Source organism: Paraburkholderia sp. EB58, from assembly GCF_050436665.1.
Classification (GTDB): Bacteria; Pseudomonadota; Gammaproteobacteria; order Burkholderiales; family Burkholderiaceae; genus Paraburkholderia.
Genome location: NZ_JBNDMQ010000001.1, coordinates 526031 through 552815 on the forward strand (window position 1 = coordinate 526031; position 26785 = coordinate 552815).

Annotated in this window: 24 protein-coding genes; 4 read left to right on the forward strand and 20 right to left on the reverse strand. The window is 62.9% G+C overall.

Features of this window, described 5'->3' with window-relative positions:
• Nucleotides 1-18: 18 nt before the first annotated feature.
• The 5 genes from P3T40_RS02425 to P3T40_RS02445 all read right to left on the reverse strand — a co-directional run bounded on the left by P3T40_RS02425 (nucleotide 19) and on the right by P3T40_RS02445 (nucleotide 5414).
• Entirely contained in the window at nucleotides 19-993 is a 975-nt protein-coding gene (locus P3T40_RS02425) for a nucleoside hydrolase (protein WP_429266073.1), read from the reverse strand.
• 54 nt (nucleotides 994-1047) lie between these two features.
• Nucleotides 1048-1461: a cytidine deaminase gene (locus P3T40_RS02430; RefSeq protein ID WP_429266074.1), complete on the reverse strand. Its 414-nt coding sequence runs from the start codon at nucleotides 1459-1461 to the stop codon at nucleotides 1048-1050.
• Between the two features lie 61 nt (nucleotides 1462-1522).
• Nucleotides 1523-2842 carry a thymidine phosphorylase gene (gene deoA / locus P3T40_RS02435; protein WP_429266075.1) on the reverse strand — a complete coding sequence of 440 codons (1320 nt, stop codon included), beginning with the start codon at nucleotides 2840-2842 and terminating at the stop codon, nucleotides 1523-1525.
• An 82-nt stretch (nucleotides 2843-2924) separates the two neighbouring features.
• Complete coding sequence (locus tag P3T40_RS02440) at nucleotides 2925-4199, reverse strand: NupC/NupG family nucleoside CNT transporter (RefSeq protein ID WP_429266076.1); 1275 nt, start codon at nucleotides 4197-4199, stop codon at nucleotides 2925-2927.
• A 693-nt stretch (nucleotides 4200-4892) separates the two neighbouring features.
• Complete coding sequence (locus P3T40_RS02445) at nucleotides 4893-5414, reverse strand: DUF6496 domain-containing protein (RefSeq protein WP_429266077.1); 522 nt, start codon at nucleotides 5412-5414, stop codon at nucleotides 4893-4895.
• 145 nt (nucleotides 5415-5559) lie between these two features.
• On the opposite strand from P3T40_RS02445, the gene P3T40_RS02450 reads away from it, so the two are divergent.
• Nucleotides 5560-5811: a hypothetical protein gene (locus P3T40_RS02450; RefSeq protein WP_429266078.1), complete on the forward strand. Its 252-nt coding sequence runs from the start codon at nucleotides 5560-5562 to the stop codon at nucleotides 5809-5811.
• Nucleotides 5812-5900: 89 nt separating this feature from the next.
• Here the strand turns inward: P3T40_RS02450 and P3T40_RS02455 are convergent, their stop codons facing one another.
• The 11 genes from P3T40_RS02455 to P3T40_RS02505 form a co-directional block, all read right to left on the reverse strand.
• Nucleotides 5901-7109, reverse strand: coding sequence for an ABC transporter substrate-binding protein (locus P3T40_RS02455; RefSeq protein WP_429266079.1), 1209 nt, complete (start codon nucleotides 7107-7109; stop codon nucleotides 5901-5903).
• Nucleotides 7110-7123: 14 nt separating this feature from the next.
• Entirely contained in the window at nucleotides 7124-10780 is a 3657-nt protein-coding gene (locus P3T40_RS02460) for a molybdopterin cofactor-binding domain-containing protein (protein ID WP_429266080.1), read from the reverse strand.
• Nucleotides 10777-11283, reverse strand: a complete 507-nt coding sequence (locus P3T40_RS02465; RefSeq protein ID WP_429266081.1) for a (2Fe-2S)-binding protein — start codon at nucleotides 11281-11283, stop codon at nucleotides 10777-10779. Before P3T40_RS02465 ends, P3T40_RS02460 begins: the two co-directional genes overlap by 4 nt.
• A gap of 31 nt (nucleotides 11284-11314) precedes the next feature.
• Nucleotides 11315-12514: an amidohydrolase family protein gene (locus tag P3T40_RS02470; protein WP_429266082.1), complete on the reverse strand. Its 1200-nt coding sequence runs from the start codon at nucleotides 12512-12514 to the stop codon at nucleotides 11315-11317.
• A 78-nt stretch (nucleotides 12515-12592) separates the two neighbouring features.
• Nucleotides 12593-13306: an ABC transporter ATP-binding protein gene (locus P3T40_RS02475; protein WP_429266083.1), complete on the reverse strand. Its 714-nt coding sequence runs from the start codon at nucleotides 13304-13306 to the stop codon at nucleotides 12593-12595.
• A complete protein-coding gene (locus P3T40_RS02480) occupies nucleotides 13303-14112 on the reverse strand; it encodes an ABC transporter ATP-binding protein (RefSeq protein WP_429266084.1) in 810 nt (269 codons plus the stop codon). Before P3T40_RS02480 ends, P3T40_RS02475 begins: the two co-directional genes overlap by 4 nt.
• Nucleotides 14109-16088 carry an ABC transporter permease gene (locus P3T40_RS02485; protein ID WP_429266085.1) on the reverse strand — a complete coding sequence of 660 codons (1980 nt, stop codon included), beginning with the start codon at nucleotides 16086-16088 and terminating at the stop codon, nucleotides 14109-14111. Before P3T40_RS02485 ends, P3T40_RS02480 begins: the two co-directional genes overlap by 4 nt.
• A 58-nt stretch (nucleotides 16089-16146) precedes the next feature.
• Nucleotides 16147-16731, reverse strand: coding sequence for an amino acid synthesis family protein (locus P3T40_RS02490; RefSeq protein WP_429266086.1), 585 nt, complete (start codon nucleotides 16729-16731; stop codon nucleotides 16147-16149).
• Nucleotides 16732-16781: 50 nt separating this feature from the next.
• Nucleotides 16782-17372, reverse strand: a complete 591-nt coding sequence (locus P3T40_RS02495; protein ID WP_429266087.1) for an amino acid synthesis family protein — start codon at nucleotides 17370-17372, stop codon at nucleotides 16782-16784.
• Entirely contained in the window at nucleotides 17348-18307 is a 960-nt protein-coding gene (locus P3T40_RS02500) for a UPF0280 family protein (protein ID WP_429266088.1), read from the reverse strand. The genes P3T40_RS02495 and P3T40_RS02500 overlap by 25 nt, the downstream gene beginning before the upstream one ends.
• A gap of 5 nt (nucleotides 18308-18312) precedes the next feature.
• Nucleotides 18313-19944, reverse strand: a complete 1632-nt coding sequence (locus P3T40_RS02505) for a 6-hydroxynicotinate reductase (RefSeq protein WP_429266089.1) — start codon at nucleotides 19942-19944, stop codon at nucleotides 18313-18315.
• 265 nt (nucleotides 19945-20209) lie between these two features.
• Between P3T40_RS02505 and fdxA the strand changes: the two genes are divergently transcribed.
• The 3 genes from fdxA (at nucleotide 20210) to P3T40_RS02520 (ending at nucleotide 22628) form a co-directional block, all read left to right on the forward strand.
• Complete coding sequence (gene fdxA, locus P3T40_RS02510; protein ID WP_429266090.1) at nucleotides 20210-20533, forward strand: ferredoxin FdxA; 324 nt, start codon at nucleotides 20210-20212, stop codon at nucleotides 20531-20533.
• 155 nt (nucleotides 20534-20688) lie between these two features.
• Nucleotides 20689-21789, forward strand: a complete 1101-nt coding sequence (locus P3T40_RS02515; RefSeq protein ID WP_429266091.1) for an NAD(P)/FAD-dependent oxidoreductase — start codon at nucleotides 20689-20691, stop codon at nucleotides 21787-21789.
• 134 nt (nucleotides 21790-21923) lie between these two features.
• A complete protein-coding gene (locus tag P3T40_RS02520; RefSeq protein ID WP_429266092.1) occupies nucleotides 21924-22628 on the forward strand; it encodes a TetR family transcriptional regulator in 705 nt (234 codons plus the stop codon).
• Between the two features lie 18 nt (nucleotides 22629-22646).
• Here the strand turns inward: P3T40_RS02520 and P3T40_RS02525 are convergent, their stop codons facing one another.
• From P3T40_RS02525 to P3T40_RS02540, 4 genes are all read right to left on the reverse strand, one after another.
• Nucleotides 22647-24014 (reverse strand): MFS transporter, encoded by a 1368-nt coding sequence (locus P3T40_RS02525; protein ID WP_429266093.1) that lies wholly within the window; start codon nucleotides 24012-24014, stop codon nucleotides 22647-22649.
• A gap of 88 nt (nucleotides 24015-24102) precedes the next feature.
• Nucleotides 24103-24495 (reverse strand): 4-carboxymuconolactone decarboxylase, encoded by a 393-nt coding sequence (pcaC, locus tag P3T40_RS02530; protein ID WP_429266094.1) that lies wholly within the window; start codon nucleotides 24493-24495, stop codon nucleotides 24103-24105.
• Nucleotides 24492-25283, reverse strand: coding sequence for a 3-oxoadipate enol-lactonase (pcaD, locus tag P3T40_RS02535; RefSeq protein ID WP_429266095.1), 792 nt, complete (start codon nucleotides 25281-25283; stop codon nucleotides 24492-24494). The genes pcaC and pcaD overlap by 4 nt, the downstream gene beginning before the upstream one ends.
• 4 nt (nucleotides 25284-25287) lie before the next feature.
• Nucleotides 25288-26667 carry a 3-carboxy-cis,cis-muconate cycloisomerase gene (locus P3T40_RS02540; protein WP_429266096.1) on the reverse strand — a complete coding sequence of 460 codons (1380 nt, stop codon included), beginning with the start codon at nucleotides 26665-26667 and terminating at the stop codon, nucleotides 25288-25290.
• Between the last annotated feature and the right edge of the window lie 118 nt (nucleotides 26668-26785).

Here is a 26785-nt window from a genome sequence, read left to right on the forward strand (position 1 = left end):
CGTGGCAGGCTGCTTATCTTAAGCAGCACTCCCGACGATCGTATCGAAGTAGAGCTTCAAAAAGCCCTCCACGTCGACATCCACACACACGTCCTGTTTGGTCGAACTGTCCCAGTTCGGCGCAGGCACGCCCATGGTCTCCGGTTTCTGGATGGTCTGGCCAACCGCAATGCCTTCCACCACCACCCGCACCGCCCCACGCCGGATCTGATAAAGCTCGGGCGCCACCAGATAGGCGACCGCCGACGAATCGTGCACGTAGATTCCCTGCACGCCCGAACTGTCGATGTGAAACTGCTCGTACAGACGCGACACGTCCCAGATGAACTGACCGAGCTCGCCGCCGTGCTGACGGATGCGATCGAGGTAAGCGGTGTGCATGATGGCCTTTTGCGTCACGTCCAGCCCCACCGCGGTGACCTTCCAGGCAGCGGCAAAGACCTGATCGGCCGCATCCGGGTCTGCAGAAATATTCGCCTCTGCGCACGGGCTGACATTGCCTAACACGCCGTTTATGCCGAACGCGCCGCCCATGATGATCACCTGTTTCACCAGGTGCTGGATCTCCGGGTCTTCCTGCAACGCCAGCGCGAGATTGGTCATCGGCCCCACGGCGATGAGGTTGATCTCATGCGGGTGCTTGCGAATTTCGTCGATGATGAAGCGATGGGCTGGCCGCGCATCGAGGCGAGCCCGGCCGTCATCGGCTAGCGTGGGCAGCTCGATGTCGCCCAGGCCGTTGTGCCCGTGAATGTGCGGAATCGGTTCCGGATTCGCTCTACGCAGCGGTTTTCCTGCGCCGCGCGCGACGACCACCGTGGGGTCGGCAAACCGTTCGACGAGATAGACCGCATTACGGGTCGTGGTTTCGATCGTCGCGTTGCCGAACACGGACGTCACGCCGATCAGTTCGATCTCTGGATGACGGGTCTGGAACACCAGCGCCATCGAGTCATCGACGCCCGGGTCCGTGTCGAAAATTACCTTGTGCATGGTTGGACACTCACGTTGTATTGCAGGGGAAAGCGCCACGCGACAAGCGCGCGATCACGCGACAGCTGCGCCGCCGGGCTCCAGATAAAACGCGCCAGGCAGCAGCGCGGCGGCGCTGGTCACTTCGACATTACCGTCCAGGTTGCTCAGCACGACTTCAAGCCTCGGCGAACCCAGTTCGATCATCACCTGACGGCACGCGCCGCACGGCGCGATCGGGCCATCCGTTTTGCCGATCACAGCCAGCGTCTTGAACTGCCCCGGACGATAACCCGCTGCCACCGCGCTAAAAAACGCCGTACGTTCAGCGCAATTGCACAGGCCATACGAGGCATTCTCGACGTTGCAGCCGTGAAAGATGGTGCCGTCGTTCGTCTCGATCGCGGCGCCCACCAGAAAGCCCGAATAAGGCGCATAGGCACGCTCGCGCGCTTTACGTGCTTCGTCTATCAGTTGTTCGTGTTTCACTACTCCTCCGCATCAGGGTCAGGAATCCGCGGGCTTTTATTCGCTCCACTCGCTTACTTGATCACTCGATCAGACCGTACACGGTGGGCGGCACCGTTGTTGCGGTTGCGGCTAGCGTGAACGCTGCCTGGATCTCACCAGCCGCGTGCTGGATCGCGGACGGATCGCGAGCGTGAACCCGCGCAAGGGGCGCTCCCGCATCGACGTATTGTCCGAGTTCAACGAGGTCTGTCAAACCGACCTGATAGTCGATCCCGTCTTCGGGACGGCGTCTGCCGCCACCCAGCCCCACCACCGCCAGGCCGAGCGCCCGACAATCGATGCGCGTCACATAACCCGCGTGCGGCGCGGTAACGTCACACACAACCGGAGTGTCGCCCAGATGACGCTCGGATGCCTCGACCAGGTCCGCTGGACCGCCGAGTGCGCGCACCATCCGCGCGAAACGCTCGACAGCCGCGCCTGAATCGAGCGCGGCGTTCAGCTTGGCACGGGCTTGTGCGGGATCGGCGGCGAGGCCGCCCGACACGAGCATCTGCGCAGCGAGCGCAAGCGTGACCTCGTGCAGGCGTGCCGGACGACTACGCCCAGTGAGATAGTCGATCGCACAGCGGACCTCCAGCGCGTTGCCCGCGCATGGGGCTAACGGCTGGTTCATATCGGTCAGCACGGCCGTCGTCTTCATGCCGGCGCCGTTACCGACGTCAACGATGCTTCTCGCCAGTTCCAGCGACTTCTCGTAGGTCGGCATGAAAGCGCCCGACCCGACCTTGATATCCATCGTCAGGCCCGAAAGCCCCGCCGCGAGTTTCTTCGAGAGAATGGACGCGGTAATCAACGGCACCGATTCGACCGTCGCCGTCACGTCGCGGATCGCATAGATTCGCTTGTCCGCCGGTGCGAGCTGCGCCGTCTGGCCGATGATCGCCACGCCGACCTCGCGCACGACGCGTTGAAACGTCCCGGTCTCAGGGACGACGTTGTAGCCGGGTATGGCCGCGAGCTTGTCGAGTGTGCCGCCGGTGTGGCCGAGTCCTCGCCCTGAGATCATCGGCACGAAGCCTCCGCACGCGGCCACCATCGGGCCGAGCAGTAACGAAGTGAGATCGCCGACGCCCCCCGTCGAATGCTTGTCGATCAGCGGGCCGGGCAGATTGAAGTCCTGCCAGGCGAGCACCCGGCCCGAGTCGCGTTGCGCGAGCGTCAATGCGACACGCTCTTCCACGCTCATGTCGTTGAAGTACACCGCCATTGCAAAAGCGGCGACCTGCCCATCAGTGACGCTGCCATCAGCGACGCCCTGCACGAACTCGGCGATCTCGCTGCGGCTGAGCGGCTGCTGGTCACGCTTCTTGCGAATGATTTCCTGCATCAACGACATGATGATCGACCCAACCCCAGGTAGGAAACCGTGGCTTCATTTCAAGTTCTGCCGTTCATTGCACGCAATGCGCTCAATGCGCTTAATGAAACGACAGGAAAATGCCCGCAATCGCCGCGCTCATCAGATTCGACAGCGTGGCCGCCGCGACGACGCGCAATCCATAACGCGCCACTTCCGAACGACGCTCCGCTGCGACGGCACTAAAGCCGCCCGTAAGAATCGCGATCGAGGAGAAATTGGCAAACCCGCACAGCGCAAACGACACGATAGCCAGCGTCTTCGGATCCAGCACCTGCAGGCCGGCCGCGGTAACCGACTGCGCGCCCTTCAGGTACGGCGACAGATCGACATACGCCACGAACTCGTTGAGGATCATCTTCTCGCCGATAAAGTTACCGGCGAGCGGCGCGTCGTGCCAAGGTACACCGATCAGCCACGCCAACGGTGCAAACAGCCAGCCAAGGAGACCCTGCAGCGTGATCTGCGGATGCCCGAACAGACCGGCAATGCCGCTGACGGTCGAATTCAGCAGCGCGATCAGGCCAATGAAAGCGATCAGCATGGCGCCGACATTGATTGCGATGCGCAGGCCGATGGCCGCGCCCGATGCGGCCGCTTCGATCACGTTGGCCGATCGTCGCTCGTCGAAACTGAGCCCCTCCAGGACGACGCGGCTCGGCTCGTTGGTCGGGAAAATGACCTTGGCAAACAGCAGGCCACCCGGAATCGCCATGAACGAGGCGGCCAACAGATACTCCAGATTAACGCCAAGACCCGCATAGCCTGCCAGCACCGAACCCGCTACCGAAGCCATGCCGCTCGACATGACGGCAAACAGCTCCGCGCCGGTCATCTGCCTGACGAAGGGTTTGACGAAGGCCGGCATCTCGCTCTGACCGAGAAAAATAGTGGCCACCGCGGAACAGGCTTCGACGCGGCTCACGCCGAGCAGCTTCTCGAAGACGATGCCCAGGCCGTTGATGATCCACTTCATCACGCCGATGTGGTACAGCACCGCGATCAGCGCGGTGACGAAGATGATCATGGGCAGCACGCGCAGCGCAAACACGAAACCACCGCCGCCGAACAACGTGAACATCTTTTGGTCGACGAGACCGCCGAACATGAACGAGACACCGCGGTCGCCCATCTGCAGCACATGATTGACGCCGCGCGCGGCGGCAGCAAGGGCTGCGCTACCGAGCGGCACGAACAGCACCAGCGCGCCGATCGCCACCTGGGCGGCCAGCGCCGGAATCAGCGTGCGCAGACGAATGCCGCTTCGATTCGTCGAGAGCACATAAGCGATCAGCAACAGAAAGACAATGCCACACAGGCTACGTACGATATCCACGTTGTGCTCGCTCTATCGGAATGAGGATGATCGGGAGATTCGCCAAGCGGGCTGGCGGCACGAAGCCGGCCTCTCCAGCACGTTGGTGTATGCGGTGCGCGGCCTGTTAAGCGGCCCGATTTGGGTTCATCAGCACGCACCGTTCTGGACGGCGGCGCGGGTGAGGGGTGGTTGGATGGAATGGTGTACGTAGAGCCTGATTGACCTTACTTCGCATACCTATCTTCCTCCTCTCGTCTCTCTTGTTGGTCTTGCCGGGCACGGCGCGAGGGTGTGCTCATCGGTGCCCGTGCGTGCCCCGTATAGTGCAGCGCAAGGCGCCCCGCGTCCAGCCTTGGCGGCCGCGCGCTGAGCTTACACGTTGAGATGCCGCAATGCAGCGACGCTGGCCGTCCTCGCGTGAAGGGTCCGGTTCATGCATTGCGCATCTCAACGCCGCTACGTCACCCTGAATCCTGTCCTAGCGGTCAGGTTATAGATGACCAAAAAAATAATGTACACGGCTTTTCGCGGAGACGAAGGGTTTCAGATGCTGGCCGCATGCGAACGCATTGGCCGCACGCGTTAGGCTGGAAACAGGCACGGCTTCTGTATTTTTTACGTGCAAAGCGTCCACATTGCCCGGCGGCGCATTGTCCGGCGGGTAAACGGGCGGCGGCATTGCACCACCGCCCTCAACGCTTGACGCATGCGTCAATGATGCGAGCGTGCAGCCCGCGTATGAGCGGCCTTTTTCGCCGCTGCCGATCGGCCGGCAGCGCCCTTGGTGCTGGCGGCCTTCTTCGCCGCCGCTGAACGGCTCGCGGCCGGCCGACGCGCGGCTGCCGCCTTCGTCTGCTTCGATAACGCCGCACTGGACGCGCCCTGTCCGCTCTCGCGCTTGAGCGCCGTGGTGGCGGCACGTGCGCGCTTCGTCTTCGATTCGCTGCTGGTGCTCTTGGCAGCGGCCTTGTGCTGGCCTGCCGCGGTGTCCTTGGCGGCCTTCTTACGGGTCGCTTCGCTGGTCGTACCCTTCTTTGGCGCCTTCAGATCGACGCCGGTGCGGCGCGCCTTCGACAAACCGATAGCGATCGCCTGCTTGGCCGATCTCACGCCGTGCTTACCTGCGCGCACGCGGTCGACCTCTTCCTTGACGAATTCCCCGGCCTGGGTGCTCGCGGCTTTGCCGGCGCGCTTGTCGGCCTGGGCACGGTGGATGGTTTTCTGTTCAGGCATAACAGTCCTCCGGATTGGATGTAGGCCTCAACTTATGCAGCAACAGCTGTGCCGCAAGGAAAACAAGCCGTGCGGCATCCGCGCGGACGGCGTATGGTTATAGAAAGGGCCGGCGGTTTGTGCCCGGCCATCCGGGAGAAGCCGCATGAAGACATCCACCGTACGCGCGGGCGCCCATATTGAAGGAGTCCACTGGGTTGCCGAATATGCCGAGGACGTCCACGAGATTCGCGTGTTTCGCGAGGGGCAGGAAGTGGATGTGCACAACGCGCCGTCGACGCTGTTCGGCGACGAGGAGAACGCCGGCTCGAAAAGCTGTGCTGATCATCGCGCGGCGGAAGCGGCTGTGCTTGCGTATTTGCGGCGCTTCGTCACCGAGCACGACGCGGAGGAATAGCGAGTGGGCGAAATCGTGACGGTTTCGCCCACCCGTGGCATTAGCGCACGTTATTGACGTGCCTTTGCGCGCCTTAGGCTTATTCGGACTCAGTCAGCCGGACGCATTTTCTTCACTTCGGCGTCCGAAGGCTGCACGCTCGCGCCGTCGATATAACGGTACGACGTCATCACACCCTTGCCGTCCTTCACGCCCGTCACGCCCACATAAGCGCCCATGGTCGACTGATTGTCCTGTGCACGGTACGTAATCGGCCCGAACGGCGTCTCGACATTCAAGCCCTTGAAGGCAGCGGCGAGTTTGTCAGGATCGGTGGAACCGGCTTTCTTCAGGCCGTCCGCAATCGACATCAACGCGGAATAGCCGACCACTGAGCCGAGACGCGGATAGTCGTGATACTTCGCCTGGTACGCGTCGACGAACTTCTTGTTGGCTGCCGTATCGATCGAATACCAAGGGTAGCCGGTCACGATCCAACCCGTCGGCGCTTCGGCGCCGAGCGGGTCCAGATAATCAGGCTCGCCCGTCAGCAACGAAACCACGCTGCGATCCTTGAAGAGTCCCGTCGTATTGCCCTGGCGCACGAATTTGCCGAGATCCGCGCCGAACAGCACGTTGAAGATCGCGTCGGGCTTCGCATCGGCAATCGCCTGGGTCACCGCACCCGCATCGAGATTGCCGAGCGGCGTGGCCTGATCCGAGACGAACTCGATATCGGGCTGCGCAGCCTGCATCAGACGCTTGAAAGTCGCCACCGCCGACTGGCCGTACTCGTAGTTCGGATAGACGAGCGCCCAGCGCTTTTTATGCAGTTTGAGGGCTTCCGGCACCAGCATCGCAACCTGCATGTACGTGGACGGACGCAGACGGTACGTGTATTTGTTGCCGTCGGCCCACACGATCTTGTCGGTCAGCGGTTCAGCAGCGAGGAAGAAAACATGCTTCTGCTTGGCGTAATCGGCGAGCGCCAGGCCCGTATTCGACAGGAAGCCGCCGAACAACAACTGCACGCCCTCGCCCGTGACCAGTTCCTGCGCGACCCGCACCGTGTCGCCCGGGTTAGCGTTGTCGTCGCGCGAGACAACTTCGAGCTTCTTGCCGAGCACCCCGCCTGACGCATTCACCTCGTCGAGCGCGAGATTCCAGCCGTTCTTGTAAGGGCCGAGAAAGGCCGGCTGCGCCTTATAGCTGTTGATTTCGCCAATCTTGATCGTCTCCTGTGCCGCTGCCCCGAGTGCGGTCAACGTGAGCGTCAACGAGACGGTCAGACGTGAGATCCATCCTGCGCGTGTGGTCATGCCTTTCTCCGTTATCAGTGGGATTGCGGGAATGCGAAATCAGCGCGCGGCTCGGCGCGAATGCGCGCCACCGTCGCCTCGACGTCCTGCCACGCGGGCTTACCGCCGGCAAACTGCTGACGCAGGTACGACACCAGTTCGGTCACCTGGGCGTCGTTGAAACTGTCGCGGTACGCCGGCATCGTACCGAGTTCGGGCCGCGCAGGCGAGCCGATGCCGTCCAGAATGACGCGTATCAGGTTGTCGGGCGCCGCACTATGCAGATTCGTGTTAAGTGCGAGCGACGGATGCGCGCCGAATAGTTGCGGTCCGCTGCCGGTGTGGTGGCACGCCGCGCAGGCGCCGTCGAAGAGCCGCGCGCCGAGACTGGATGCGACCGGCGTCGCCATGCTGGCCTCTTCATATTCGCGCGCCAGGGCCTGCGGATTGGCATTCGGTCCCGCCGGATTGAGCGAGGCGAGATAGTTCGCCATGGCGCGGATATCGCTGTCGGGCAGGTGCGCGAGTTCGCTGACGACCGGCCCCATCGGTCCGGCGGCCACGCCATGCAGCGGCGCGTGGCCGAAGCGCAGATAGCTGAACAGTTCGTCTTCGGTCCACGGGACTGGCGCGTTGGAAAGCGTGGTCAAGGCTGGCGCTTCCCAGCCTTCCGCCATGCCGCCGCCGAGGAATGCTGCGCCGGTTTTCTCTGCGCCGAAAGCATTGCGCGGCGTGTGACACGCGCTGCAATGACCGAGGCCGTTGACCAGATAGGCGCCGCGATTCCATTGCGCCGTTTGCGTTGCATCCTGTGTGAAGGCATTGCGCTTCAGAAACAGGCTGTTCCACGCCGCCATCATGGGCCGCACGCTGAATGGAAACGCCAGTTTCGTTTCCGGCGGCCGGGAACGTACCGGCGTTTGCGACATCAGGTAGGCGTATAGCGCTTTCAGGTCGTCGTCAGAGACGTTCTTGAATGAGGTGTACGGGAAAGCGGGGTACAGGTGCCGTCCGTCGCGATGAATGCCCTGGCGCATGGCTCGCACGAACGCTTCGAACGACCAGTTGCCAATGCCGGTCTGCTCATCCGGCGTGATATTCGTGGTGTAGACGGTGCCGAACGGCGTATCGAGCGCGAGACCACCTGCGTTCGGCACGCCGTTGTGAGCGGTGTGGCACACGGCGCAATCGCCGAGCGAGGCGAGCAGTTTGCCGCGTGCGATCAGTTCGGGTGCAAACGCCGAAGCCAGTGGTGGCGTAATCGGTGCAATGGGTTGGGGTGCGAACGAAGCCATGCTGAGCCAGCCCGCAGCGCCTGCGGCTAATGCGCCCAGAAAACCGAAGCGCCAGCGCTTTTTCCTGCGCGCGGCTGCAGCAGCGGCCGCTTCTTGCGCCGGGCCGTCGGCGAGCGCCGCACGGATCACCTCCGGCGTAAACGGCGGACGGCGAAAACGCACGCCGGTCGCATCGAAGAGCGCGTTGGCAATCGCCGCCGCGCCCGGCAGCGAAGCCGATTCGCCGGTACCCATGGGCGGCTCGCCGTGGCGCGGCATCATCACCACTTCGATCACCGGTACCTCGCGGAACGTCAGGATCGGATAGGCGCCCCACTCCTGGCTCGTGACTTCGTTCTTGCCGAAGGTCACGCGCTCTTTCAACGCACGGCTCGTCGCCTGGATCACATTGCCGTGGATCTGGTGACGCACGCCATCCGGATTGACCATCGTGCCGGTATCCTGGCCCACCACGACCCGCGTGACGGCCATCTCGCCGCTCTTGCGGTTCACTTCAACGTCTGCCACCCAGGCGGACCATGCCGCACCGAAGCCGGGGAATTTGCTGTGTACGTAACGTGCGTATGCAAAGCCTCTGCCGCGCGCGATGTCACCCTCCTGCTCCTGTAACTCGTTTGACTCGGCTTGCGCATTTAGCGCGACGTTACGTGGCTGCCAACCGGCCTTGTCCGCCACCGCCTTGACCAGATCGATCGCGCGCGGATCGGTCAGGTGCTGCAGACGGAACTCGACAGGATCGACGCCCGCTTGCTCAGCCAGTTCGTCGATGAACGATTCGTGCGCAAACGTATTGGGCAACGCAGAGACACCGCGCAACCATGACGCCCGGACAATCGGCGGCGTGTCGTCGCAAACAATGCGCATGGTCCGGTAGTCGTAGGGCGGCACCGCCGTGCGGTCGCCCATTTCGAACACCTGCGGCTGCGGCGCGATCGCGCCGGTCAGCAGCAAGGCGAGCGTCGGCGCGTCATTCGAAGGGTAACGGGTGGCGAAATCGTAGCCCGTGAGCTGGCCGTTCGCATCCACCGCGCCGCGCACGTCCATCAGTTGCGCCGCGCCTTTCGGTTCCCAGGCGTGTTCGTCTTCACGCGATAGTTGCACGCGCACCGGTTTGCCCACTGCACGCGAGAGCAACGCCGCATCTGCGACCACATCATCGGCACAATTGCGGCCGTAACAACCCGCGGCCTCCATCCGGACCACTTCGATGCGCGCTTCGTCCAGTGCCATGAGCAACGCCAGATCGGCGCGCAGCGAATGCGGATTCTGTGTGCCGGACCAGACCTTGAGCGCGCCGTCACGGTAGTCGGCCACCGCGCACGACGGCCCGATCGACGCATGCATCTGAAACGGCCACACGTAGGTGCGATCCAGGGTGTTGCCGGCTTGTGCAAGCGCCGCGTCGACATCGCCTTCAATCACCAGATCGCGACGCTTCGACGGGTTGGCACGCAAGGCGGTCTCTACCTCCTCGCTGCTTTCAAGCGGCGGCAAACCCTCCACTGGTTTCCACTGTACGTCGAGACGTTTGGCGGCCTGCTGCGCAACCTCCTCGCGCTCGGCCACGATGCCCACAAAATCTCGGATCACGACGACTTTGACGATGCCGGGCAAGTCGCGCACCGAATCCTCGTCGACGTGCAGCAGGCTGTTGCCAATAAAGTCGCCTTGCGCCACGCCCGCATAAGGTGGACGCACCACTCGCCCATGCAGCATCCCGGGCACTCGAACGTCGTGCACGAACATCAGCTCGCCAGTGGCTTTAGCAGGAATATCGACGCGCGCCGTGCTCTTTCCGACAATCCGATAAGCCTCCGGCGGTTTGACCGGCGTATCCGTCGAAAGGGTCAACTCGATATGCCGCCCGGCGATCAGTTCCCCATAGCCGATGCCTTGCGTCGCCTCCTCGCCGCGGCGATGCACGATTCCGTCGTGTACTTCTAGCGTGTCGGCACTGACGCCAAAGCGCGCGGCCGCCTGCTGCACCAGGAACTGCCGCGCCTGCGCCGCGGCGAGACGCAGCGGCACCGCGGAGATCTGGATCGTTGCGCTCGCAATCGTCGGTCCCTGGTTCGGCACTTCAGTCGTGTGCCCGAGCACAACTGACACGCGCGTGAGCGGCACATCCAGTTCTTCCGCGACGATCTGCGCGAGCGCGGTGCCGATACCCGTTCCCAGATCGACGTGTCCGTTGAACGCCATCACGCTGCCGTCGCCGCGGACCACGAGGAAGACGTCCGCCATGGTCGGCACGAACGACGAGCGCGAGCCCGGCTGCCCGACTGCCGGCTTGACCGGCGCCTGCGGCGGCCGCACCACCATCAGCACATTCTGGGCGTCATCAAGTTGCTGCCGCGAGAGCGGTTGCCGTTCGACGCTGACGTCCGGCCCGGTCATGCGCGCTCTCCTTCATGCTCACAGCGCTGCGCCGCCAGCAATTCGGCGGCCCGGTGCACGGCGCGCACGATCTCGATATGCGTGCCGCAACGACACAGGTTGCGCGAAAGCTCACGGCGGATCGTGTCGTCGCTGGGATGAGGATCTCGGTCGAGCAGCGCTTTCGCGGTCATGATCATGCCGTTCAGGCAGTAGCCGCACTGTGCGGCCTGTTCCAGGATGAACGCCTGCTGCACCGGATGCAGCGCGGCACGTGTACCCAATCCTTCGAGCGTGGTGATTTCGTGCCCCAACGCCACCTTGGCGGTGGTCACGCACGAGCGCGTGGGAACGCCGTCGAGCAATACCGTGCACGCACCGCACTCGCCGAGCCCGCAACCGAACTTCGGCCCGTTCAGCGCCAGATCGTTACGCAGCAGATACAGCAGCGGCGTGTCGACACCGGCGCTGACGGCATGCGTCGCGCCGTTGACGTTGAGCGTGAGGTTCGCGGGGCGGTTCATGGCCGCGGCGTCGGCGGATCGTGTCGCGCGCTCAGACGACCACCGGCACTTCGGTGGCCGGCGGCGTATTGCGACTGCGCCGACAACGGATCAGGCCGTCGATCATCACCATGCCCACACCCGGAATATCGCCAAGCTGCACGCTTTCGAGCAGCGTGCTGCCGGCCGTGTGCTGCGCGCGGTCCATGAACACCAGGTCCGCAGGACGGCCCACTTCAATCAACCCCTGGCGCAGATTGCGCTGCCGTGCGGTGTTGCCGGTCGCAAAGCAGAAAGCGATTTCCGCGGGGACGTCAGCGAGACTCGAGATCAGCGCAATCATCCGCAGAATGCCGAGCGGTTGCACGCCCGAACCCGCAGGGCTGTCCGTACCGAGGATGATCCGGTGCGGGCATTTGAGTTCGATGGCATGACGTGCGGTCAACAGCGCGATCCGTTCATTACCGTTATGGACGATTTCCAGTGCACGCGTGGATTGCTCGCACAGGTCGCAGACATGGCGATAAGGCAGCGACGTATGGCCGCCGTTGATGTGGCCGATGACATCGGCATCCGCCGCGAGCACCACGTCTTTATCGATCAGTCCCGAGCCGGGAATCGACGGTCCACCCGTGTGAATCGTGCTTTGAATCCCGTACTTGCGCGCCCAGGCAACCATCTGGCCGGCTTCTTCACCGGCCTTCACGCTACCAAGACCCACTTCGCCCAGTAGCTTCACGCCCGCTTCCGACAGTTCCTTGAAGTCCTCCTCGACCATGCCCTTTTCGATCACAGGGGCACCGGCCAGCACCTTCACGCCGCCGCCGACGCCCGCACCGCGCATGCCTTCGAACGAGCGTTGCGCCGTGATCGCGAGGGCCTTCACGCCGATGATATCCTTAGGACGTCCTGGCAAATGCACTTCGCCGGCCGAAATCATCGTCGTCACGCCGCCGTTCAGATTCGATTCGATCCAGCCCATCTGGTTCTGGCGCGGCGTCCAGTCGCCGAAGACAGGATGCACGTGCGAATCGATCAGGCCAGGCGCCACCGTCGTACCTTTGCAATCGACCGTGGTGCGTGCGCCTTCGAGGTCGCAGTCTTTCTCCTTACCCACTGCGACGATCACGCCGTCGTCGATCACCAGCGTGTCGGCGTCGAGAATCGGTTTGTCGATATCGCCGGATAACAGCAGGCCGATATTCGTTATCACGACCTTGCCCGACAACCCTGTCAACGTCTCTGCTGCCATCTGCCTCTCCTTTCGCAACGACTACCCGACGCAACCGCTCGCCCGCGTCTCGCTGAGCGCAGAGCCGCGTCGCAGGAATCAGACGCTCAGATAAGCGCGCCTGACTGTTTCGTTCTTCGCGAGTTCGCCGATCGTGCCGCTAAAGCGGATCTGTCCTTTCTCGAGGACGTACGCGCGGTCGCTGACCAGCTCGGCGAAGTGCAGGTTCTGTTCGGACAACAGAATCGACAGCCCTTCGCGCTTGAGTTCGAGAATCATGTTCGCCATCTGCTCGACGATCACCGGCGCCACGCCCTCCGACGGTTCGTCAAGCAACACCAGATAAGGATTGCCCATCAGCGTGCGCGAGACCGTCAGCATCTGCTGTTCGCCGCCGCTCATTTGTCCGCCGGGACGCCTGGGCATTTCGCCGAGATTGGGGAAAAGCCGGAACAGCTTTTCTGGGGTCCATTGCGGGGCGTCCTCGCGTGGCGGTTGACGGCCTGCGTCGAGGTTCTCCATCACCGTGAGATCGGAGAACACCCGGCGGTCTTCCGGCACGAAGCCCATCCCCATACGGGCGATGCGATACGGCGGCAGCGCTGCAATGTCCGCGCCGCGAAACCGCACTTCGCCCTGGCGGCGCGGCAGCAGGCCCATCACTGCTTTCATCGTGGTCGATTTGCCCGCACCGTTGCGGCCCATCAACGCCACCACTTCGCCGCGTCCCACTTCGAGACCGACGTCGAACAGGATGTGCGCACGGCCATAGAACGCATTGAGACCGGAGACTTTCAGCATCGGCTCGCTCATTGCAACGCCCCTTGACGACCCGCCTGGCCGTCATGATGATCCAGCGCCGCATGCGCCTGAAAGGTCTTGCCGGTGCCGAAATACACTTCCTGCACGCGAGCATCGCTGCGGATCGTGTCGGCGCTGCCTTCCGCAATCAGTTTGCCGCGCGCCAGCACGATCATGCGGTCGGCGTAGGCGAACACTACGTCCATGCTGTGTTCGGTGAACAACACGCCAATTTTGTGCTCGGTGACGAGGCGCTTGGTTAGTGCCATCAGTTCGTTGCGCTCCTTCGGCGCCATGCCGGCCGTCGGTTCGTCCATCAGCAGCAGCTTCGGACGGTTCGCCATGGCGATGGCGAGTTCGACGCGCTTGACATCGCCATAGGCCAGCACGCCGCAGGCACGATGCGCGTCGGCGGCCATCCCAACCTGTTCGAGCAGGCTGAACGCTTCATCCGCGTACCACGATCCCGCCGGTTTCCACAGCCCGAACAGCTTGCGTTCACGCGACACCAGCGCCATCTGCACGTTTTCGAGCACGGTCATCGAGTTGAAGGTCGCCGCAATCTGGAACGTGCGGCCCACGCCGAGCCGCCAGATATCGCGCGGCCGCATGCCGACGAGTTCGTGATCGTCGAGCCGGATCGAACCGGACGACGGCCGCAGTTGCCCGTTGACCATGTTGAAGCAGGTGGATTTGCCTGCACCGTTTGGACCCAGCAACGCGAGCAGTTGACCGGCTTCGAGTTCGAACGACACGTCGTCGACGGCCTTAAGTCCACCGAACGATTTCGACAAGCCCGATACGCGTAGGAGGCTCATAGACCCTCCTTCATGGCCGTCGCTTGCGAGGGCGACGGTGAAGGCACATTGCGGCGATCGGTCTCGGGCGTACCGCCTGCGTGACCGTTTTTCGTACTGGAGTCGTCGTCGCCGAAGCGGTCACGGATGAAGCCCACAATGCCCTGCGGGAACGCGATCACCAGCAACAGGATGGCGAAGCCGAGCAGTGCCTGCCAGTAATCGGTCTGACGCGCGACGGTGTCCTGTAGCCATGTGAAGACCGCGGCGCCGACAATCGGCCCAGTCAAGGTCTGCAGGCCGCCGAGCAGCACCATCACGAGTCCATCGACAGAGCGGCTCACGCTGATGACCTCCGGAGAAATCGTGCCTTTAGAGAACGCGTATAAGGAACCGGCGAGCCCGCAAAACACCGAAGCAATCACAAACGATGCCCATTGCACACGCTTGACGTCGATACCGATTGCCTCGGCTCGCAAGCCGGAATCGCGAGAAGCCCGCATCGCGTAGCCAAGCGGAGAAAACAGCATGCGCCGCAACAACCAGACACACACCGCGACACACGCGAGCGTCAGGTAGTAATAGGCGACCGGCGAGGACAGCCAGTTCGACGGCCACAATCCGAGCACGCCGTTACTGCCGCCCGTCACGTCATCCCACTGGAACACCACTGACCAGACGATCTGCGCGAACGCGAGCGTCAGCATCGCCAGATAGACGCCGGACAGCCGCACGCAGAACCACCCGAATACCAGCGCCCCACCAAGCGCGAGCAGCGGCCCCAGCAAGAGCGCTGCTTCCATCGGCAGATTCAGGACTTTGAGAAAGAGCGCTGCGCCATACGCGCCGAGTCCGAAATACGCGGCATGCCCGAACGAGTGCATGCCACCCGGCCCCATGATGAAGTGCAGGCTGGTCGCAAACAACACCGCAATCAGGATTTCGACCAGCAGAATGGGCATATAAGGAAACGCGCTGGCAGCAAGCGGCGCGAGCACAAGCACGGCGAGCACCGCCACGGCCAGCCATTTCAGACGCTTGCCCGCGGGCCGCAGCGGCGCGTCCGGCGCGGCCATGCCACGTACTGCTGCGCTCGCACGACCAAGCAAGCCCCAGGGCCGCACGACGAGTACAACGGCCATCACGACAAACTCCGCCACCAGCGTGAAGCGGCTCAGCGAAAAATCGATCCCGCCAATCGACACGTGTCCAATGCCGATACACAGCGCCTTGATCTCGGCAATCAACAACGCTGCGACGAAGGCACCGGGAATGGAACCCATACCACCAACCACCACAACCACGAACGCATTGCCGATGGTCTCCAGATCGAGCGACAGATTCGCCGACATGCGCGGCCCCTGCAACGCCCCGCCCAGTCCAGCGAGAAACGCGCCCACAAAGAACACGCCGGTAAAGAGCCACGCCTGATTGATACCGAGCGCGCCGAGCATCTCGCGATCCTGCGTCGCCGCACGCACCAGCGTGCCCCAACGCGTGCGCGTGAGGCCATACCAAAGCAGCAACAGCACCAGCGGACCGATCACGATGAGGGCGATATCGTAGGTGGGCAACGCATGACCAAGCAGATTGACCGCGCCGGCCAGATGCGGCGCACGCGGCCCGAACAGCTCCTCAGGACCCCACAGCCAGAGCGCAGCGTCACGGAAGATCAGCACCAGCGCAAAGGTGGCGAGCAGATGAAACAGTTCGGGTGCCTGATAAATACGCCGCAACACGATCATTTCGACCAGCGCGCCGAGCACCGCGACGACCAGTGCGGCGGCCAGCACGGAGAGCCAGAAGCCGCCCGTCGTCTGGCCGAAGCGGCTCGCAATGCTGTAGGCAACGTAAATGCCGAACATGTAGAACGAGCCGTGCGCGAAGTTGACGATGCGCGTGACGCCGAAGATCAGCGACAGCCCCGCGGCGACGAGAAACAGCGTCGACGCGTCGGCAAGTCCGTTGATCAGTTGTACCAGCAGATTCGAAAGCATCGTAACCCTCAGCGGCGTGCAATCCATCCAATGCGCAGGACACTACCAGCGAAATTATTCAGCGCAAACCATCTTCGCCTTTGATTTCGCTAACCTGCAATCCGCCGATGCGTGGCAGCGGCCGGCCTGACGCCGTCACCGCAACCGCCACCACAATCTCGTTGGCGCGCGGCGCGTCGGAGACGCGTGCTTCGATGGCGTCGAAGTGACTGCGCACGAACGCGGCGTCCTTGTGGCCGAGCGGCACATCGATCGCCGTGCCGAGCGTGCCCATCTTCTTTGCCGATGGCACCAGCGCTGCGCCCTTCTCCACCGCGACACGCAGCGGCGCGCCGAGCTTCGGATGCAGGATAGCGGCGGCGTGCTCCAGTTCGCCCGCTTCGCCGACAATCGCGGCCTTACCGTAACTTTGCGCTTCGCCCGGCGCGATGCCCAGCGCCTCGACGCATTTCTTGCCGAGCAGCGCGCCGAGTTCTTCACCCGCGTCGATCAACGCATCCAGTTTGGGTTCGAAGCGGCCCGCATAAGGGTTTTCGATTACCGCAATGGCGACCGCGCGGCGCACCGGCGGATCGATCGTCTGCCCCATTTCAATGCGTGTTTCATCCACCTGCACTACCAGCTTGCGAAGCTTGATTGCCATTTCGCTCTCCGAGTATGGGTTCGCTGCGTTTGTGTTGATGACGCCGCGGGTTAGCGCAGGCCGTCCTTGCCGACGACGGCCTCTTTCGCGAGACCACCGACGCGCGCGTGCACACGCTGTCCGGTGCTCATCACGAGGATGTAGACCACCTCGTCCGCGGCCGGCGCGCCAGGCACGCGTACTTCGATCGCATCGAAGTGGCTGCGCACGTAGCTCGCGTTGACGTGGGTCATCGGCACGTCGAGTGCAGTGGATGGCGCCCCCACCTTCTTGGTGGAAGGCACGATCGCATTGGTCGGCACACCATTCTTCTCCAGCAATTCGCGCATCGCATAGCCGCCTGGCACATGCCACAACGCGCCATGCTCGAGTTCGCCGGCCGAGCCGACAATCGCGCCCTTGCCGTAGCTTTCGATCGCTGCATGCGGGACAGCCATCGCCGCCAGCAGCCGCTGCGCCATATCGACACCGATAGGCTTGAGCGCCTCCATGGCGTGCTGGATGTCGGCCTCATAGCGACCCGCAAACGGATTGGTCATCACGGCAGCAATCGCGCCTTTGCGCAAGGGATGCGCAGGCGCCGGACCGAACTCGTGAAAAATGTCTTCGACGTGCGTCAGCACGCGGCGTATTTCGAACACGGGGCCTCCGTTGGGTAATGGGTATCACGGGCGAGGCGCAAGCCGCTGCTACCAGCCGGCGCCGATGCGGGCCGGTCGGCCATGCCGACCACACGCACGCTGCGCTGCAGAAACAGCGCCGCGCCTTCAATTAAACCTTGTTCGTGCAGGCGGGCCGCTTCCTGAGCACCGCGCGCGAGTGCAAAGTCGATCAACGGTTGCGGCAACGGCGGTACATCGACCGTCACCAGCAGGTCGCCGAGATCGGTGTCGTCTTTCAGCGAAGAAGCTGGCTGGCGGACGATATCAGCGTGTTTCAGGTCCACGGCATTCGCGATCATCGTTGCAGCGGCGTCGCCGGCGGCGGCGGTACGGGCCAGCACAGTCACGCTGTCTGCAATGCCAAGGCTGAAACTGCGGCCACGCCAGCCGCTTGTGGCGATGCCGCGCACCGGCGACGCCGCGTCGAGCGTCAGGTTGGCATCGAGCGGAAGGCCGCTGCCAGGGCGAACGCCGTCAAATTGGGCCAGGTCGGTAAATACACCGATACGGTACCGCTGGCCCTCACTCAGATACAGCGCAATGTCGCCACCGTTATTGATGAACGCGCGCGACACGCCAGGTCGCGCGAACGCCGCGATCAGTTCATCCGCGACGCTACCCGCAACCGCGGCCATCGGCGTGATATAGCGCGCCCGGTGCGGATAGCATGCATCCCACATGCGGCTGGCAACACGACCCTCGCATGGCCGGCTCAGCGCGTCGCGTTGGACGGGTTGCCGCAGGCAACGCAGTTCCGCGACCAGTTCGTCCAGTACGCTGCTAAAGCGCTGCCAGCAGGCTTCATGCGCGGCCCGCACGGCCGCGTCCTCGCCGTCGGCGCCGATGATCAGATCGATCGGGCCGTGCTGCAAGTGCCAGCGTGTGGCGTCGAGTTGGGCGCGGGTCGCGGTCATGGCCGTCATCCCAGCATCGGCGGCATGCCGAGCGGCCATGGGTTATCGGGGTGACGCGCCAAAGTACGACGCGCGAGCGGCGCCCCTTCGACGTGATCCGGTCCATTTGCCAGCACGCTTTCCAGCGAACGCACCGCGTCGAGATGGCCGCCGAGGTCACGATATACGTCGTAGCTCATGGTGAATTCGATCGGCGCGACGATCGCAGGCGTGGGCACCGTGCCGAACGAGCGGTCGGGCATGCGCGTCACATCGACCATTACCGTAATGCCGCCACCGGGCCATACGTAAGCCGGGGCACCTCCGCAGGTCACGTTTACGAGCCGCTGTTTGATGGCGCGCGTGAGCAAGACCGGATTCTCGGTCGCGCCAGCGCGCAAGCTGCCGCCCGCGCCGCCCAGGAACAGTACCGTCGCAAGCGACGGCTCGCAGTTCTCGCCAATCCGCTCCACGGTACTCCGCACCGCCATAGGCATCTCTGCGATACGCGGCACGAGATTAGCGTCCAGTTCGTACCACTGCGCGTGCTCACCGGTGGTCGACACCATCAGAAAACGCATGCCCGGCCGCGCCACGGCGGGATCGAAGCCTTCAATGATCGCTAGCGGGTCCTGAATATCCGTGCCACCCCATCCCGTGCCGGGATTGGCGACCTGAAAATAGCGGCCTGGAGTCGATTTGCGGCCGCGAATCTTCAGACCTGAACGCGTCATGCCGAGGCACCGTCCTGCCTGATGCTCGGTGAGCACGCCGGTAATGTGATCGTCGACCACTACCACTTCGTCGACATGTCCAAACCACTGTTTAGCGAAGATGCCGATGGTGGCCGAGCCACAGCCCACCCGCATGCGCTGTTCCTCAACGCCGTCCACGATCGGCGCAGCACCGGCGCGGATCACGAGGCTCGCACCGCCGTCGATGGTCAACTCCACCGCCTGCTTGTTGCCGAGCGCGAGCATCATGTCGCAGGTCACGCGGCCTTCTTTCTTGCTGCCGCCGGTCAGATGATGCACGCCGCCGAGGCTCAGCATCTGCGAGCCGTATTCGGCCGTCGTCACGTGACCGACAATCTCGCCCTGGCAACGCACGTTGGACTGCTCCGGCCCGAGAAAGCGGTCGGTGTCGATTTTTACCTTGAAGCTGCAATAGCTGAAAATGCCCTCGGTGACGACCGTCACCATGTCGACGTCGTCGAGCTTTGAAGCGACGATGAACGGCGCGGGCTTGTAGTCAGGGTAAGTGGACGAGGCGCCCACGCCGGTGACGAACAGCTCCCGATCCTGCGCCGCCTGTCTCTGCGGTGCGGCCACCGCGGCGTCGCCGTCCGCCACGCCCGATGCACCAAATTCGATCGCAGCCGTTTCGCCAGTGCTTGCGCCAACCGCGAGCGTACGCGACACGAACACAACAGGGTCAACCCGGATCAACCGCCCGTCCGAGTTTGCGTAACGGTCGCACGCGCCGGTGCGGCCTTCGGAGATCTGACACAACACGGGACACGCATTGCATTCGATCTTGTTGCTCGCCATCCGCTCGCTGCGGGGCGCCGCTTTTTCGAGCACGGTCGGACCGGGCGTCGAGGCGGTTTCGCCATCGACGCCGTCTGCACCGAAATCGACCTTCGTATGTTCAGTCATGGTGGGGTTCCCATACGACGACATTACAATCGGCCCTACCCGGCTGACGAAATAGCCCTTGTTTCAAGGCACATTCGTGTGACACCCAACAACTCTCATTTTGAAAAATGTTGCGGTCACTCACCGTTCGTGTAGTATCCACTACACCAAACTTGATTGAAATCTACTCGATCAAAATAGACTGCGCAACGCCTTTTCCCGATTGTTCGTTTTGTTGCGGCGCGCCATTTTCCGCGCCGCGGCCCTATGCAGAAGGAGTTTCGCCGTGACTCATGTCGTGACAGAAGCCTGCATCCGCTGCCGCTATACCGACTGTGTGGACGTCTGTCCGGTGGACTGCTTCCACGCCGGACCGAACATGCTGGTGATCGACCCGGACGAATGCATCGACTGCGCGGTCTGCGTGGCCGAATGCCCCGTCAATGCAATTTACGCCGAAGAAGACCTGCCTGCAGACCAACAGGCGTTCACCGCGCTGAACGCCGAGTTAACCGGTGTGTTTCCGGTGCTGACCAAACGTGAAGAGCCGTTGCCCGACGCCGACGCATGGAAGGACGTCACGGACAAGCTGGCTCTGCTCGAGCGCTGAGCAGAGGGACGCCATGCCGCTTGCCGCGCCGCCGCCACTACCCCTGCCTCCGCTGCGAGGCACCCTGATTTCGCCCTGCCGCAGCCGCCCCAGGCTACGCGCACGGCTCATCGTTCCCCCGTTGTTCCTCACTCAACCGATTGCGGGAGAAACCCATGAACGAAGTAGTTGACCACCCCACCTCTCACAGCACGCTGGACACCCACGCCGAACCGCCATCGCCCATCGAGACCGACGCATTGATCGTCGGTGCAGGGCCGGTCGGCCTCTTTCAGGTGTTCGAACTAGGTCTGCTGGAAATCAAGGCACATGTGATCGATTCGCTGCCGGTAGTGGGCGGCCAGTGCGTCGAGCTGTATCCGGACAAGCCGATCTACGATATTCCTGCGGTGCCGATCTGCACCGGACAGGAGCTCGCGGACAATCTGCTCAAACAGATCGAGCCGTTCGGCGCAACGTTTCACCTCGGGCAGGAAGTGCAGATCGTCGAGCGTCTGGAAGACCGGCGATTTTTTGTGCGCACCAGTAAAGGCACCGAGTTCATTACCAAGACTATCTTCATCGCTGCAGGCGTCGGCTCGTTTCAGCCGCGTTCGTTGAAAGTCACCGGCATCGACAAATACCATGGCCGGCAACTGTTCTATCGGGTGCGCGATCCCGAGCTGTTCCGCGATGAAGACATCGTGATCTGCGGCGGCGGCGACTCCGCGCTGGACTGGGCGCTCAATCTCGTGGACATTGCGCAAAGCGTGATCCTCGTGCACCGGCGCGACGAATTCCGCGCCGCGCCCGCCTCAGTGGCGAAAATGCGCGCGCTATGCGATGACCTGCGCATGCAATGTCTCGTGGGCCAGGTAAGCGGCTTCGAAGACAATCACGAAGCACTCCATCGTATCAAGGTGACAGGTGGCGACGGCGTGACACGGACGCTCGAACTCGATCACCTGCTGGTGTTCTTCGGCCTTTCGCCTCAACTCGGGCCAATTGCCCAGTGGGGCCTCGAAATCGAGCGCAAACAGATTGGCGTCGATACCGAGAAGTTTGAAACCAACGTGCCCGGCATCTTCGCGGTGGGCGATATCAATACCTATCCGGGCAAGAAGAAGCTGATCCTGTCTGGCTTTCACGAAGCGGCGCTGGCGGCATTCGGCGCGGCGCCCTATATTTTCCCGGACAAGAAGATTCATATGCAGTACACAACAACCAGTACCAAACTGCACAAGGTGCTGGGAGTCGAATCGCCCGTGTTCGATTAGAGATCTGCTGGTCGGGATGCGTCCCGGCTGTATCATGACAGCGGGCCGGCAGCGAAATCGCAGGCAGATAAGCGTTGGCCCGCTGTGTTGTGAGCAGATGCACTTGAAGCTAACAGAGAGAGTCGAGGCCGCCCATGAGTCCAACCGCCGCCCGCAAGACGGGCGCTACCGGCATCCGCGCGAAGCAGGCCCAGGATACGCGAGCAAAGATTCTGAAGGCCGCCATCAAGGTGTTCGCCAAGCAAGGTTATGCGAGCGGCCGGGTCGAGAGCATTTCAAAAGCGGCACGCTCGCACGACCGGATGATTTACTACTACTTCGGCAGCAAGGAGCAGTTGTTCGTCGAAGTATTGGAGACGATCTACTCGCAGTTCAATGAAGCCGAAAGCCGGCTCGATCTGGATTTCGACGACCCCGTGCGCGGTTTGCAGCAGGTCGTCGAGTTTGTCTGGCAGTACTACCTCGATCATCCCGAGTTCGTCACGCTGCTGTCCAGCGAGAATTTGCATCAGGGCAAGCACGCAAAGAAATCGTCGAAGCTGCGCGAGATTTCCGGCTACGCGATTTCCGTGGTGCAGAAGGTGCTGGATGCGGGCAAGGCGAAAGGCGTGTTTCGTGACGGCATCGCGGCGCGCGACGTGTACATCATGATTGCCTCGCTCGGCTATTTTTATAACGCCAACCAGTACACGCTCAGCGCGTTTCTCGGCGAATCGCTAATGGAGAAGGCGGCCCTCGCGCACTGGCGCGAGGTCATGAAGGAGACCGTGTTGCGGTCGGTGTTGGCGCGTGTGCCGGTTGAAGACACCGGCACCGTGAGCGAGAGTACTTCAGTATAAGTGCGGCCGCTGCGGCGCTTACGCCGCTTCCCGCGGCAAGCCCGTATTTGCGGCCCGATGCGCAGCGGAACGCTTCACCATCAACGCCGCCGCCGCGATCAGCGAAGGCACGGCCAGCAGCGCAAAAATCGTGCTGAAGCCAATATTGGCCTGCAGCAGCAGGCCGCCGGAAAACGCCCCGAGAATGCCGCCAAACCGGCCGACGCCCAGCATCCAGGCCACGCCTGTTGCCCGGCCGCTGGTCGGATAGAACGCCGCCGCCAAGGTGGGCAACGACGACTGCGCGCCATTCATGCAAACACCTGCGATAAAGGTGATGGCCGCGAGCCAGACAAGACTGCCTGACTGCTGGCCGACCATCCACACAAACAGACCCGTCAGCACGTAAGTAATCGCAATCACGCGATGCGGCTCGAAGCGGTCCATCAGCCAGCCCACTGTGATCGAACCCACGCCGCCGCCGAACGGAAAGAGCGCGGTAACAAGCGCGGCCTGACGTACGGTAAAACCGGTATCGCGAATCAAGGTCGGCAGCCAGCTGGTCAGCATGTAGTACACCAGCAGTCCGGAGAAATAGGTAATCCACAGCATGACGGTGCCGGTTCTGAAGCGCGAAGAAAGCACCACGGATCCGCCGGTCTGCCGCTGCACGGCAGGATCTTCCGGCAACACGAAACGCACGTTATCGAACGACTCGTTTGGCGCGATGCGCCGCAGCACCGCCGCGATCCGCTCCACCGCCCAGCCGCGCAAAACCATGAAGCGGATCGATTCGGGCAGCCCGATCAACACGAAGCCCAGCACGATCGGCATCAGGCCGCCTGCGACGAACACGCTGCGCCAGCCATACTGCGGAATCAGCGCTGCCGCAACAAGACCGCCCGCCGAAGCCCCCACGGTAAAACCACAAAACATCGTATTGACGAGAAACGAGCGCTTGCGAGCCGGGGCATATTCGGAGGTCAGCGTGGTGGCGTTCGGCATTGCCGCGCCGAGACCGATGCCGGTCAAAAGGCGCAGCACCGCCAACTCGGTAACCGAACCGGCAAACGCACACGCAATGCTGAGCGCGCCAAATACCAGCACGGAGCCCACCAGCACTTTCTTGCGCCCAATGCGGTCTGCCAGCGGACCTGCAGCAAATGCGCCGATTGCGAGGCCGACCAGCGCGGCACTCATCACCGGCGACAACGCCGCCTTGGTCGCGTGCCATTCCTGCGCGAGCGAAGGCGCGACGAAGCCGATCGCGGCCGTGTCGAAGCCGTCAGTCGCGACAATCAGAAAGCACAGAATCAGTACAAACCATTGATACGGCGAGAAACGCCGTTCATCGATGAACTGTTGCACGTCAAGCGTGCGTGATGGGCCTGGCATCGTATTTGTCATGGCTGTCTCCTGTCGCCCTTTATCTTTCTGGTCTAACGCTCCGCAACGAAACACGGCGTGTCATCGAACACCGCATCACGCGTAACGTTCACGCCTTCGCGGCGGCATCATCTTCGCGGAACAGCTTGTCGGCCAGATGGAAAGCCGAATTCGCGGCCGGCACGCCGCAATAGATCGCGGTCTGCAGCAGCACTTCCTTGATCTCGTCACGCGTCACGCCATTGTTCTTCGCAGCGCGCAGATGCAAGGCGAGTTCCTCGCTGCGATTGAGCGCGACCATCAGGCCAATGGTGATCAGGCTGCGCGTGTGATGGGGCAAACCGTCGCGCGTCCAGATTTCACCCCATGCATAGCGCGTGATGAAGTTCTGGAATTCCTCGGTGATCTCGGTGCGGTTGGCCAACGACCGCTCGACGTGCCCGTCGCCCAGCACCTTGCGGCGCGTCTTCAGTCCTGCTTCATAACGTTCGTCGTCGTTCATTGTTGCTCCGTGAGGAAGTCGAGCACGGTCTTCGTAAACGTGTCTGCCTGCTCGATGTTGGAGATATGCGAGGCATCCAGTTCGACATAACGGGCGCCAGGAATCGCCGCGGCCAGTTCCTTGCCTTGCGCCGGCGTCGCCGCGACATCATGCGTACCACTGATCACCAGCGCCGGCAGCTTGATGCCAGGGGCTTCGGGACGCAGGTCCGCGGCGTCGATCGCTTCGCAGTTGCTGGCGTAGCCTTCCTTGTCCGTGTGGACGAAAACATCGCGGATCACGGAGAACATCAGCGGTTCGCGGGCGATAAATTCGCCGGTGAACCAGCGTGGCAAGACCGCTTCCGAGAGCACCAGCATGCCTTCTTTACGCGCCCGTTCGGCACGCGGCACCCACACTTCCGGCGAGCCGATGCGCGCCGCCGTGTTGCTCAGCACGACGCGCTCGAAGCGATTCGCGTGACGCGCCGCGAGAGCAACGCCGGTCAGGCCGCCCATCGACAGGCCGCAGAAATTCGCCGTGGCGATCTTCAGCGTATCCATCAGGCCCAGCACGTCACCGGTCAACTGTTCGATCGTGTAAGGCCCTTTCGGCGCCTCGGAGTGACCGTGTCCGCGTGTGTCATAACGCAAGACGCGAAACTTCTTCGACAGTGCTGCAACCTGGGGCGTCCACATGGACATGTCGCTGCCAAGCGAATTCGACAGCACGATCCACGGGGCATGTCCGTGGCGGTCGCCATCGATCCGATAGTGAAGCTCGATGCCGTTGACTGCGGCGTAGGGCATTCCTTTACTCCTCTGAGGTGGCGCGGCCAGCGCGCTCGTCATGAAGGGCCAGCACTGCGTCTACATACGCGTGCGCCTGGCCGACGTATTGAGCCGGATCGAGCAGGCGCTGCAATTGCTCGACCGAGAGATGTTGGGTGACTGCGGGATCCGCTGCGAGCACGTCGAAAAGCGTCTGCCCCGACTGCACCGCCGTTTTCGAGGCACGCTCAACCAGATGATGTGCGTCGAGCCGGCCGATGCTGTCGCCGAGCGCAAGCATCACCGATTCGCCGAGAATCAGGCCGTGAGTGACCTCGAGGTTCGCTGCGAGACGCTCGACGTTGACGTCCAGACCGCTCACGATCTGTTCTATGTTGGCAAGCGCACCGCCTGCGAGACGGGCGAGATCGGGCAACGCGTCCCATTCGGCCTGCCAGCCGCCAAGGGCGCGCTCGTGTTCCTGCACCATGCCCGACAGCACGGTGGCAACGAGGCCGGGCGCGCGCGTCGCGGCGGTCAGCACGGCCGCGCAGCCGACTGGATTGCGCTTATGCGGCATCGTCGATGAACCGCCCTTGCCCGCCGCAGCCGGTTCGGCCAGTTCGCCGAGTTCGGTTTGCATCTGCAGTGAGATATCGCGGGCAATCTTGCCGAGCGTGCCGATCAGCATACCGAACCACGAAGCGGTTTCGGCCATGCGATCGCGCTGCGTGTGCCACGGTACCGCAGGCACGGTCAGGTTCAGTTCTGCGCCTAACGCTTGCGTCACCGCCGGTGCGGCGTCGCGCAGGCTCGCGAGCGTGCCGGCTGCACCGCCGAATTGCAGCACCAGCACCCGCGTGCGCAACGCAGCGAGCCGCTCATGATGGCGCAGCAACGCGTCGAGCCACTGCGCGAACTTCAGCCCCAGCGTGATGGGCAGCGCCTGCTGCAACCAGGTGCGGCCGATCATCGGCGTGGCGCGATGCCTGCGCGCCAGCGCGACGAGCACCGTGCAGGTCGATTGCAGATGACTGTCAAGCAGATCGAAGGTGTCGCGCAGTTGCAGGACGGTCGCGGTATCGATGATGTCCTGGCTGGTTGCGCCCCAATGGACGTATTTCGATGCTTCCGCGTCCGCCGCCTTAACGCGTGCGGTCAGTTGCTTGACGAGGGGAATGGCAAGGTTGCCGCCGAGCGCGGCGTCACGCGCGAGGCTTTCGGCATCCAGTTGATCCGCATGGCAGGCCGACTCGATCGCGACCACCGCCGACTGCGGGATCACTTTGTGCGCCGCTGACGCCCGTGCAAGCGCCGCTTCGACATCAAGCATGCTTTGCAGCGTTGCGCGTGGCGACCAGATGTCGTTCATTGGCTGCGTGCCGCAGAGGAGACCGGTCAGACGGGCGCTGGCTTCGAGCATGATGGAGTCGGCAAAACGGAGAAGAAGATATCGTCCGCCTGCGCCGGTCTAAGCGCAAGCGGAGGATGGGCGGCGTCCGGCACGCTGTTTGGCGCATTAGACGCCATTGTCGCCAAAC

Coding starts and splice junctions, on each gene's coding strand:
- P3T40_RS02465 (WP_429266081.1), bottom strand. CDS start 11,283: ATGAACCGCCCCGCGAACCTCACGCTCAACGTCAACGGCGCGACGCAT.
- P3T40_RS02490 (WP_429266086.1), bottom strand. CDS start 16,731: ATGGCAATCAAGCTTCGCAAGCTGGTAGTGCAGGTGGATGAAACACGC.
- P3T40_RS02485 (WP_429266085.1), bottom strand. CDS start 16,088: ATGCTTTCGAATCTGCTGGTACAACTGATCAACGGACTTGCCGACGCG.
- deoA (WP_429266075.1), bottom strand. CDS start 2,842: ATGTCGTTGATGCAGGAAATCATTCGCAAGAAGCGTGACCAGCAGCCG.
- P3T40_RS02520 (WP_429266092.1), top strand. CDS start 21,924: ATGAGTCCAACCGCCGCCCGCAAGACGGGCGCTACCGGCATCCGCGCG.
- P3T40_RS02455 (WP_429266079.1), bottom strand. CDS start 7,109: ATGACCACACGCGCAGGATGGATCTCACGTCTGACCGTCTCGTTGACG.
- pcaC (WP_429266094.1), bottom strand. CDS start 24,495: ATGAACGACGACGAACGTTATGAAGCAGGACTGAAGACGCGCCGCAAG.
- pcaD (WP_429266095.1), bottom strand. CDS start 25,283: ATGCCCTACGCCGCAGTCAACGGCATCGAGCTTCACTATCGGATCGAT.
- P3T40_RS02525 (WP_429266093.1), bottom strand. CDS start 24,014: ATGACAAATACGATGCCAGGCCCATCACGCACGCTTGACGTGCAACAG.
- P3T40_RS02450 (WP_429266078.1), top strand. CDS start 5,560: ATGAAGACATCCACCGTACGCGCGGGCGCCCATATTGAAGGAGTCCAC.
- P3T40_RS02515 (WP_429266091.1), top strand. CDS start 20,689: ATGAACGAAGTAGTTGACCACCCCACCTCTCACAGCACGCTGGACACC.
- P3T40_RS02500 (WP_429266088.1), bottom strand. CDS start 18,307: ATGACCGCGACCCGCGCCCAACTCGACGCCACACGCTGGCACTTGCAG.
- P3T40_RS02505 (WP_429266089.1), bottom strand. CDS start 19,944: ATGACTGAACATACGAAGGTCGATTTCGGTGCAGACGGCGTCGATGGC.
- P3T40_RS02470 (WP_429266082.1), bottom strand. CDS start 12,514: ATGGCAGCAGAGACGTTGACAGGGTTGTCGGGCAAGGTCGTGATAACG.
- P3T40_RS02540 (WP_429266096.1), bottom strand. CDS start 26,667: ATGCTCGAAGCCAGCGCCCGTCTGACCGGTCTCCTCTGCGGCACGCAG.
- P3T40_RS02475 (WP_429266083.1), bottom strand. CDS start 13,306: ATGAGCGAGCCGATGCTGAAAGTCTCCGGTCTCAATGCGTTCTATGGC.
- P3T40_RS02425 (WP_429266073.1), bottom strand. CDS start 993: ATGCACAAGGTAATTTTCGACACGGACCCGGGCGTCGATGACTCGATG.
- P3T40_RS02480 (WP_429266084.1), bottom strand. CDS start 14,112: ATGAGCCTCCTACGCGTATCGGGCTTGTCGAAATCGTTCGGTGGACTT.
- P3T40_RS02460 (WP_429266080.1), bottom strand. CDS start 10,780: ATGACCGGGCCGGACGTCAGCGTCGAACGGCAACCGCTCTCGCGGCAG.
- P3T40_RS02445 (WP_429266077.1), bottom strand. CDS start 5,414: ATGCCTGAACAGAAAACCATCCACCGTGCCCAGGCCGACAAGCGCGCC.